Source organism: Pseudomonas sp. SDO524_S393 (assembly GCF_054071875.1).
Window position 1 is genome coordinate 20,268 of sequence record NZ_JBSVVZ010000074.1, and the last position, 9,722, is coordinate 29,989.

General features: G+C 64.5%; 5 protein-coding genes. 4 read left to right on the forward strand and 1 reads right to left on the reverse strand.

Features of this window, described 5'->3' with window-relative positions:
* Window positions 1-17 precede the first annotated feature (17 nt).
* The 3 genes from ACW9IB_RS25010 to ACW9IB_RS25020 are packed head-to-tail and all read left to right on the forward strand — an operon-like array spanning window position 18 to window position 3,187.
* Window positions 18-590 carry a DUF2239 family protein gene (locus ACW9IB_RS25010; RefSeq protein ID WP_457415888.1) on the forward strand — a complete coding sequence of 191 codons (573 nt, stop codon included), beginning with the start codon at window positions 18-20 and terminating at the stop codon, window positions 588-590.
* A 27-nt stretch (window positions 591-617) separates the two neighbouring features.
* Window positions 618-1,973 carry an MATE family efflux transporter gene (locus ACW9IB_RS25015; RefSeq protein WP_457415889.1) on the forward strand — a complete coding sequence of 452 codons (1,356 nt, stop codon included), beginning with the start codon at window positions 618-620 and terminating at the stop codon, window positions 1,971-1,973.
* A gap of 41 nt (window positions 1,974-2,014) precedes the next feature.
* Complete coding sequence (locus tag ACW9IB_RS25020) at window positions 2,015-3,187, forward strand: MFS transporter (RefSeq protein ID WP_457368268.1); 1,173 nt, start codon at window positions 2,015-2,017, stop codon at window positions 3,185-3,187.
* Here ACW9IB_RS25020 and ACW9IB_RS25025 read toward each other — a convergent pair.
* Window positions 3,169-3,378: a hypothetical protein gene (locus tag ACW9IB_RS25025; RefSeq protein WP_457415890.1), complete on the reverse strand. Its 210-nt coding sequence runs from the start codon at window positions 3,376-3,378 to the stop codon at window positions 3,169-3,171. The genes ACW9IB_RS25020 and ACW9IB_RS25025 overlap by 19 nt on opposite strands.
* Before the next feature lie 231 nt (window positions 3,379-3,609).
* Between ACW9IB_RS25025 and ACW9IB_RS25030 the strand changes: the two genes are divergently transcribed.
* The coding region (locus ACW9IB_RS25030) for an amino acid adenylation domain-containing protein (RefSeq protein WP_457415891.1) at window positions 3,610-9,722 on the forward strand (6,113 nt) is incomplete at its 3' end.

Below are 9,722 nucleotides of genomic sequence, written 5' to 3' on the forward strand. Positions count from 1 at the left end.
GGTATAAACGAATGGACATGCCTCCTTTTCCCCGCTGTACTGCTTTCGCTCGCCATCAGCGTGTGGCGCAAGGTTCCTACGCTGATGTGGCTTTGGCCCTGGCGGATCTTGAACTGCCTGCCGGCAGTTTTCTGGTGTTCGATGACGCCACCGGCGCCCAGGTGGATTACCCCTGGCCGGCAGGTTATGCCCCTGAACAACCCGAACCAGCTCCAGTTGAAGCCGAAGAAGAACCGCCGGCATCGCCTGGCGTGGGGCGTCCTCGCCTGGGCGTGGTCGCGCGGGAAGTGACGTTGCTGCCGCGTCACTGGGAGTGGTTGGGCCAGCAACGCGGTGGCGCCTCGGCGGCGTTGCGCCGGCTGGTGGATGAGGCGCGCAGCGTGCATGCTGCCCGTGATCGACTGCGCCAGGCCAAGGAAGCCAGCTACCGTTTCATGAGTGCCATCGGCGGCGATCTCGCCGGTTTCGAAGACGCTTCACGTGCGCTGTTTGCCCAGGACGGGGCAGACTTTTCGAATAAAATCGCGCACTGGCCCGTGGACGTACAAACGTACCTGGCCTGGCTGTCGCGCCATGCTTTTTCTGCCTGACCCTCATTTTCGGGACGCGAACCAACCATGGAAGTCACCCAGCAACGACCGTTGTGGCAGATCTACCTGATCTTTCTGGCGCCGATGGTGCTGTCCAATTTCCTGCAAAGCTTTTCCGGCACCCTCAACGGCATCTATGTCGGGCAAATGCTCGGCACCCAGGCGCTGGCGGCGGTGTCGGGCATGTTTCCCATCGTGTTTTTCTTTATCGCCCTGGTAATCGGTCTGGGAGCGGGGGCCTCGGTACTGATCGGTCAGGCCTGGGGTGCCCAGGAGACCGGGCTGGTCAAGGTGATCACCGGCGCCACCCTCACGCTGGGCGCGTTGGTGGGGCTGATCGCGGCGGTGCTGGGCGGCCTGTTCGCGCGCCCGGCGTTGCAGGTGCTGGGCACGCCGCTGGATGTGCTGGATGACGCGGTGGGCTATGCGCAGATGATGATGCTGATCATGCCGCTGTTGCTGGTGTTCATCCTCTATACCCAATTGCTGCGTGGGGTCAGCGACACGATCTCGCCGCTGCTGGCGCTGATGGTTTCGACCCTGGTCGGTCTGGTGCTGACGCCGGCGCTGATTCGCGGCTGGATCGGCCTGCCGCCCCTGGGTATCCAGAGTGCGGTGTATGCCGGACTGGTGGGCAACGCCTCGGCGATGCTGTTTCTGGTGCTGCGCCTGCGCCATAAAAAACACGTGATGGCGCCGGATCGCGAACTGCTCGCGGCGTTGCGCCTGGACCGCGCGATCCTGGGTAAAGTCCTGCGTATCGGCCTGCCCACCGGCTTGCAGATGGTGGTGCTGTCGCTGTCGGAACTGGTGATTCTGGCCCTGGTCAACGGCCACGGCTCCCAGGCCACGGCGGCTTACGGCGCGGTGACGCAGATCGTCAACTACGTGCAGTTTCCGGCACTGTCGATTGCCATCACCGCCTCGATCCTCGGCGCCCAGGCCATTGGCGCCGGGCGCCTGGAGCGTATCGGGCCGATCCTGCGCACGGGGCTGTTGATCAACACTTGCCTCACCGGTGGCCTGATCCTGCTGGGGTATGGCTTGTCCCACTGGCTGCTGGGCCTGTTCATCACTGACGACACGGCGCGGCTCAACGCCGAGCACCTGTTGCATATCATGCTCTGGAGCATCCTGGTGTTCGGCTTCCAGGCGGTGGTGGGCGGGATCATGCGCGCCAGCGGTGTGGTGCTGATGCCGGTGGCCATCTCGATTTTCTGTGTGCTGTGCGTCGAGTTGCCGATCGCCTACCTGTTCAATGCGCACTTTGGCCTTGAAGGCGTGTGGATGGCATTTCCGGTGACCTACCTGGCGATGCTGGCGTTGCAGGTCACGTATTACCGGCAGGTGTGGCGGCATAAGCAGATCAAGCGCCTGGTGTGATAAAAGGTTGCGCACTTCAAGGACACAAGGCTTTTCACGTCATGGCAAACCCCTACGCCGAGTTGTTCCAGGCCCCTGGCGCGCGTGCCTTCGTACTGGCCGGCATGCTCGCACGCATGCCGGTTTCCATGACGGGCATCGGGCTGATCACCATGCTCTCCCAAGTGAACGGCGGCTACGGCCTGGCGGGCTCGGTGGCCGCCGTGTTTGCCTTGGCCACGGCGTTTTGCGCACCCCAGGTGTCACGTTTGGTGGACCGCTACAGCCAGGGCCGGGTACTGCCGATTGCCGCGCTGATCGGCGGCGGCGCGCTGTTGCTGCTGTTGCTGTGCACCCACTTGCAGGCGCCGGCCTGGACGTTGTTCCTGTTTGCCGCGTTGGCCGGTTGCATGCCCAATATGTCGGCCATGGTGCGGGCGCGCTGGACCGAGTTGTATCGCGGCCAGCCCCGGCTGCAAACCGCGTTTGCCCTGGAGTCGGTGCTGGACGAAGTGTGTTTCATCATCGGCCCGCCGATTTCGGTGGGGCTCTGCGTGGTGGTGTTTCCCGAGGCCGGGCCGCTGGTCGCGGCGTTGCTGCTGGCGGTGGGCGTGACGGCCTTCGTGCTGCAACGCCAGACCGAACCCCCGGTGCACGCCCGCCACGAACATCACGGGCGCTGGCTGATCGCTTCGCCGCCGGTGCTGATCCTGATGATCCTGCTGCTGGCCATGGGGGTGATCGTCGGCGTGGTGGATGTGGTCAGCGTGGCCTTCGCCCAGCAACAGGGCCAGCCGGCGGCGGCGAGTATTGTGCTGTCGGTTTATGCGATCGGTTCATGCCTGGCCGGGCTGGCCTTTGGCACCCTCAAGCTCAAGGCGCCGCTGCCCCGCCAGTTCCTGTTCTGTGGCGTGGCCACGGCGCTGACCACCTTGCCGCTGCTGCTGGTGAGCAACATTCCCGGGCTTGCCGTGGCGATCTTCATTTCCGGGCTGTTCTTCGCCCCCACCCTGATCGTGTCCATGGCCCTGGTGGAGCGAATCGTCCCGCCCAGCCGCCTCACCGAAGGCATGACCTGGCTGATCACCGGCCTGAGCATCGGCGTGGCCATCGGTGCCGCCAGCTCCGGCTGGCTGATCGACCACTTTGGCGCCACCAGCGGTTTCTGGGTGGCGCTGGCGGCAGGGGCGGTGGTGCTGGGGGCGGCGGTGCTGGGTTATCGGCGATTGGGGTGAGGGGTGGACGCCGCCTCGCCGTTGATAAAGTCATCCACTGCCTGGCGAAAGGCAATCTCCAGTTCCTTGCGGTTTTGGCCTTCATAACTCACCAAGGCATCGATGTGTAATAGCCTTCCATACAGGCAGTTGTCTTCGACGCTGGTTTCTACTGAGCCGCTATGACACTGGTATTTCAATGGACGATTCACGGGTCGTTTCTCCTGACGGCACCTGCTCGATGATCGGGCGCCGTTCACCCTAGGTTCCAGGCGCTTCAAGAGATGTAGGCGCCGTATGGGTTTCTCGTAGGGCGCTTCCCGGCAGCCCGCATTCCTTGTAGATAGCAGCCAATATCCCCCCGCTAATTTTTCCCTCTCCGGTTCGTTTTATAGGGACGACGTGCCTTTGTGCTTCCTGCCTATTGCTCCGGACTCCAAGAAATGAATGCTGAAGACTCCTTGAAACTTGCTCGCCGGTTTATCGGGTTGCCCCTGGAAAAGCGTCAGCTGTTCCTGCAGGCCCTGCAGAAAGAAGGCGTGGATTTTTCGCGGTTTCCCATACCGGCAGGGGTCGAGACCGAGGATCGCCAGGCACTCTCCTACGCGCAGCAGCGCATGTGGTTTCTGTGGCAACTGGACCCGGCCAGCGGTGCCTATAACCTGCCGGGGGCGGTGCGACTCAAGGGCGTATTGAGCCTTCCTGCGATGGAGCAGGCGTTCGCCAGCCTGGTGGCACGGCACGAAACCCTGCATACGGTGTTCCAGCGCCAGGCGGATGAGCGCCTGGCACAGGTTGCGCGGATGCCAGAGCTGGCCGTCGAGCAGACGAACCTGAGCCACCTGGCCGTCGCCGAACGCGAGCAGGCCGTTATCGACGCCGCGACGCGCCAATCGCTGCTGCCGTTCGACCTGGAAAACGGCCCGCTGCTGCGTGTGCAGTTGCTCAAGCTCGACGAGCACGAGCATGTCTTGCTGCTGACCCTGCACCACATCGTTTCCGATGGCTGGTCGATGAATGTGCTGATCGACGAGTTCATCCGCTGCTACGACGCCCATGAGCGCGGCGAAGCACCGCAATTGCCGGTGTTGCCGATCCAGTACAGCGATTACGCCCTGTGGCAGCGCCGCTGGCTGGAGGCGGGGGAGCAGGCCCGTCAACTCGAGTACTGGCAAGCGCGCCTGGGGGATGAGCAGCCGGTGCTGGAATTGCCCACCGACCGCCCGCGCCCGGCCATGCCCAGCTACCAGGGCACACGCCATGACTTTGCGATTGACCCGGCGCTGGCCGCGCAATTGCGCAGCTGCGCGCAACAGCACAATGTCACCCTGTTCATGCTGCTGCTCGGCGCCTTCAATGTGCTGCTGCATCGCTACACCGGCCAGGGCGATATCCGTATCGGCGTGCCCATCGCCAACCGCAACCGCAGCGAAGTCGAAGGGCTGATCGGGTTTTTCGTCAACACCCAGGTGCTGCGCACCGAGCTGACCGGACAAACCCGCGTTGCCGAGCTGCTGCAAGGCATCAAGGAGCATGCACTGGGTGCCCAGGATCACCAGGAATTGCCGTTCGAACGCCTGGTGGAAGCACTGAAAGTCGAGCGCAGCTTGAGCCACACGCCGTTGTTCCAGGTGATGTACAACCACCAGCCGGTGGTGGCCGATATCGCCTCGGTCAGCACCGCCTCCGGCCTGGAGTTGTCGCTGGTGCAGTGGCAAGGCCGCACCACCCAGTTCGACCTGACCCTCGATACCTTCGAGAAGTCCGGCACCCTGCACGCGGCGCTGACTTATGCCAACGATCTGTTCGACGCGCCCAGCATCGCCCGTATGGCACGCCACTGGATCAGCCTGTTGCAGGCCATGGTGGCCGACGGCGAGCAGCGCGTCGGTGAGTTGCCGATGTTGGTCGCCGATGAACAGCGGGTGCTGGTTCAGGACTGGAACCAGACCGCCAAACCGTATCCGACCGATTGCGCCATCCATCACCTGATCGAACAACAGGTGCAGCGCACACCGCAGGCGCCGGCGCTGCTGTTCGGTACGGTCAGCCTGACCTATGGGCAACTCGATGCCCGCGCCAACCGGTTGGCCCATGCCCTGCGTGCGCAGGGCGTCGGGGCGGATTCGCTGGTGGGGATCTGCGTCGAGCGTTCCATCGAAATGGTGGTGGGCCTGCTGGCCATTCTCAAAGCCGGCGGCGCCTATGTGCCACTGGACCCGGAATACCCGCGCGAACGCCTGGCCTACATGATCGAAGACAGCGGCATCCGCCTGCTGCTCAGCCAGCACAGCCTGTTGCCGTCGCTGCCTGCCGAGGGCATCCAGGTGATTGCCCTCGACCAGCCCGCCCAGTGGCTTGACGGCTACAGTGACGAATCGCCCGCCGTGGAGGTTCACGCGCTGAACCTCGCCTACGTGATCTACACCTCCGGTTCCACCGGCAAGCCCAAGGGCGCCGGCAATAGCCACCGTGCGTTGGTCAACCGCCTGTGTTGGATGCAGCAGGCCTACGGTCTGGATGCCGGCGACGCGGTATTGCAGAAAACCCCGTTCAGTTTCGATGTGTCGGTGTGGGAGTTCTTCTGGCCGCTGATGACCGGCGCACGCCTGGTGGTTGCAGCGCCGGGTGAGCACCGCGAGCCGGCGCGCCTGATCGAGACCATCGGCCAGTTCGGCATCACCACCTTGCACTTCGTGCCCTCGATGCTCCAGGCGTTCATCCATGAGTCGGGCGTGCAAGCCTGCACCTCCCTCAAGCGCATCGTGTGCAGCGGCGAGGCGCTGCCATTGGACGCACAGCTGCAAGTGTTCGCCAAGCTGCCCGGGGCCGGCCTGTTCAATCTCTACGGCCCGACCGAAGCGGCTATCGACGTGACCCACTGGACCTGCGTCGACGAAGGCCGCGATGCCGTGCCGATCGGTCGCCCGATCGCCAACCTCGGCACCTATGTGCTCGACGCCCAACTCAACCCGGTGCCTGCCGGTGTTGCCGGCGAGTTGTACCTGGGTGGCGTCGGCCTGGCGCGCAGTTACCACCGGCGCCCGGCATTGACCGCCGAGCGCTTCGTGCCCAGCCCGTTCCTGAGCGGCGAGCGCCTTTACCGCACGGGCGACCGTGTACGCCAGCGCGCCGACGGGGTGATCGACTACCTTGGCCGTCTCGATCATCAGGTCAAGCTGCGTGGCCTGCGCATCGAATTGGGCGAGATCGAAACGCGCCTGATGCAGCACCCGCAAGTGCGCGAGGCCGTGGTGCTGGTGCAGGGCGGCAAGCAACTGGTGGCCTACCTGGTGCTGGAAGCCGAACAACCGAGCGACCTCAAGGCCTGGCTGCTTGGCAGCTTGCCCGAGTACATGGTGCCGACCCATATCGTGCCGCTGGCCAAGCTGCCGGTAACCGCCAATGGCAAGCTCGACCGCAAGGCCCTGCCGGTGCCGGATGCGGCGCCGCAGCAGGCCTACAGCGCACCGGAAAACGCCCTGCAAATCACGCTGGCGTCGATCTGGAGCGACGTGCTGGGCGTGAAAAAAGTCGGCCTGGACGATAACTTTTTCGAGCTGGGCGGCGATTCGATCATCTCGATCCAGGTGGTCAGCCGCGCGCGTCAGGCAGGTATTCGCCTCAGCCCGCGTGACCTGTTCCAGTACCAGAGCGTGCGCAGCCTGGCGCTGGTGGCGCGCCATGAGCAAGCGACCGTCATCGACCAGGGGCCGGTCACTGGCGAGGTCATCCTCACCCCTGTGCAGCAGGGCTTTTTCGCCCAGGCCATCCCGGCCCGGCACCACTGGAACCAGTCGCTGTTGCTGACGCCGCGCCAAGCGCTGGAGCCGACGCGTCTGGAAACGGCCCTGACCCGGCTGATCAACCATCACGACGCCTTGCGCCTGCGCTTCGTGCCGCAGGGCGGCGGTTGGCAGCAGCGCCATGCCGAGCCGATCACCGAAACCCCGCTGTGGCAACGCCATGCCGCTGACGACACTGAACTGGCTGCCCTGTGCGATGACGCCCAACGCAGCCTGGACCTGGAACAAGGTCCGCTGCTGCGCGCGGCCCTGGTGCAAATGGCCGACGGCACGCAACGCCTGTTGCTGGTGGTGCATCATCTGGTGGTGGACGGTGTGTCCTGGCGCATTCTGCTGGAGGATTTGCAGCAGGCTTACCGCGACGCGGCACTGCCGGCCAAGACCAGTGCCTATCAGCACTGGGCGCAGCGGTTGCAGGCCCATGCGCAACGCCTGGACGATCAACTGCCGTATTGGCAGGCGCAGTCTGTCGAGGCCGACTTGCCGTGTGACAACCCCCAGGGCGGCCTGCAAAACCGCCTGGGCAGCAAGCTGGAAATCCGCTTCAGCGCCGAGCAGACCCGGCAACTGTTGCAGGATGCCCCGGCGGCCTACCGTACTCAGGTCAATGATTTGCTGCTGACCGCGTTGGCGCGGGTGATCAGCCGCTGGAGCGGCCAGTCCGCGGCGCTGATCCAGCTGGAAGGTCATGGCCGCGAAGATCTGTTCGACGATATCGACCTGACCCGCACCGTGGGTTGGTTTACCAGTCTGTTCCCGGTGCGTTTGCAGGCGGGCGGCGAGCTGGGCGACGCGATCAAGTCGGTCAAGGAACAGCTGCGCGCCGTACCGGACAAGGGATTGGGTTACGGCCTGCTGCGCTATCTGGGCTCGGACGAGGCGCGTGCCAGCCTGGCCGGCCAGGCCGTGCCGCGCATCACGTTCAACTATTTGGGGCAGTTCGACCGTCAGTTCGATGAGTCGGCGCTGTTCGTGCCGGCGGCCCAGGGCAGCGGGCAAGCTCAGGATCCCGAGGCACCGCTGGCCAACTGGCTGACGGTGGAAGGGCAGGTGTATGGCGGTGAGCTGGCGTTGCAATGGGGCTTCAGCCGCGAGATGTTCCAGACCTCGACCCTCCAGCAATTGGCGGATGACTACCGCCAGGAACTGCTGGCACTGATCGAGCATTGCGTCGACCCGCAGCAAGGCGGTTTCACCCCGTCCGATGTGGCGCTGGCGCAACTGACCCAGCCCCAGCTGGATGCGCTGGACTTGCCGGCCCGCGAGGTGCAGGACCTGTACCCGCTGTCGCCGATGCAGCAGGGCATGTTGTTCCATAGCCTGTATCAGCAGGGGAGCGACGACATCTACGTCAGCCAGTTGCGCGCTGATATCCACGGGTTGGACGTGGCGCGCTTCCAGCAAGCCTGGGCCCAGGTGCTGGCGCGGCATGACATGTTGCGCAGCGGCTTTGTCTGGCAGGAAACCCAGGCGCAGCCGCTGCAAGCGGTGCACCGCGAAGTCACCTTGCCGTTCGCCGAGTATGACTGGCAGACCCGGCCGGACCAGCACGCAGCGCTGGAGGCGCTGAGTGAGTCGACACGGGCGCAGGGCTTTGCGCTGGAACGCGCGCCGCTGTTGAGCCTGAAGCTGGTGCGCCTCGGCGCCGATCATTTCCATCTGATCTACACCAACCACCACATCCTGCTGGATGGCTGGAGCCGTGCGCAGTTGTTCGGCGAAGTCTTGCAGCACTATGCGGGCCAGCCATTGGCGCCGGTGCAGGGGCATTACCGCGAGTACATCGCCTGGCTGCAAGCCCAGGACGCGTCAGTCAGCGAGGCCTTCTGGAAAGCCCAACTGGCAAGGTTGCCGGCGCCGACCTTGCTGGCGCCTGGCGCCTCCCCCGAGCCGTCGGCAGCCAAGGCCAGCCATCTGGTGACCTTGACTGGCGAGCAAACCGCCCAACTCAAAGCCTGTGCCCAGGCGCACAAAGTCACACTCAATACCCTGGTGCAAGCCGCCTGGGCCCTGTTGTTGCAACGTCAGACCGGCCAGCAGAGCGTGGTGTTCGGCGCCACCGTTTCCGGTCGGCCCGCTGCTTTGCCGGGCGTGGAGCAACAGGTCGGCCTGTTCATCAATACCTTGCCGGTGATTGCCACGCCGTGCCCGCAACAGTGGGTGGGCGAATGGTTGCAGCAGGTGCAGGCGCACAACCTGAGCCTGCGGGAACACGAACACACGCCGCTGTTCGATATCCAGCGCTGGGCGGGGGCGGGTGGTGCGGCGTTGTTCGACACGCTGCTGGTGTTCGAAAACTACCCGGTGTCCAAGGCTCTGGCCGAGGGCGCAACGGCTGGGTTGATGTTCAGCCAGGTGCAGAATGTCGAACAGACTCACTACCCGCTGACCGTGTTGTTGGGCGCGGGCGCAAGCCTGGAGTTCGAATTCAGCTTTGATGCGCAGCTGTTTAGCCAGGCGCAGATTCGCCACCTGGCCGGGTCGTTCCAGCGCCTGTTGCACGGCTTGGCCGGTCCGGCGCCACAGCGTCTGGGTGACCTGTCGTCCCTGGATGAAGCCGAGCGTCAGCAAGTGCTTTCGGGCTGGAACGCGACTGAGCGCGACTACCCGCAAGGCCAGTGGGTACACCAATTGTTCGAAGCCCAGGCACAGGCCCGGCCGGACGCACCGGCGTTGGTGTTTGGCCAACAGCGCCTGAACTACGCCGAGGTGAACCGCCGCGCGAATCGCCTGGCCCATCGCTTGATCGA

What these genes read in the sequence shown, in the direction of transcription:
- ACW9IB_RS25015 (WP_457415889.1), top strand. Translation starts at nt 618, where the DNA reads ATGGAAGTCACCCAGCAACGACCGTTGTGGCAGATCTACCTGATCTTT.
- ACW9IB_RS25010 (WP_457415888.1), top strand. Translation starts at nt 18, where the DNA reads ATGCCTCCTTTTCCCCGCTGTACTGCTTTCGCTCGCCATCAGCGTGTG.
- ACW9IB_RS25020 (WP_457368268.1), top strand. Translation starts at nt 2,015, where the DNA reads ATGGCAAACCCCTACGCCGAGTTGTTCCAGGCCCCTGGCGCGCGTGCC.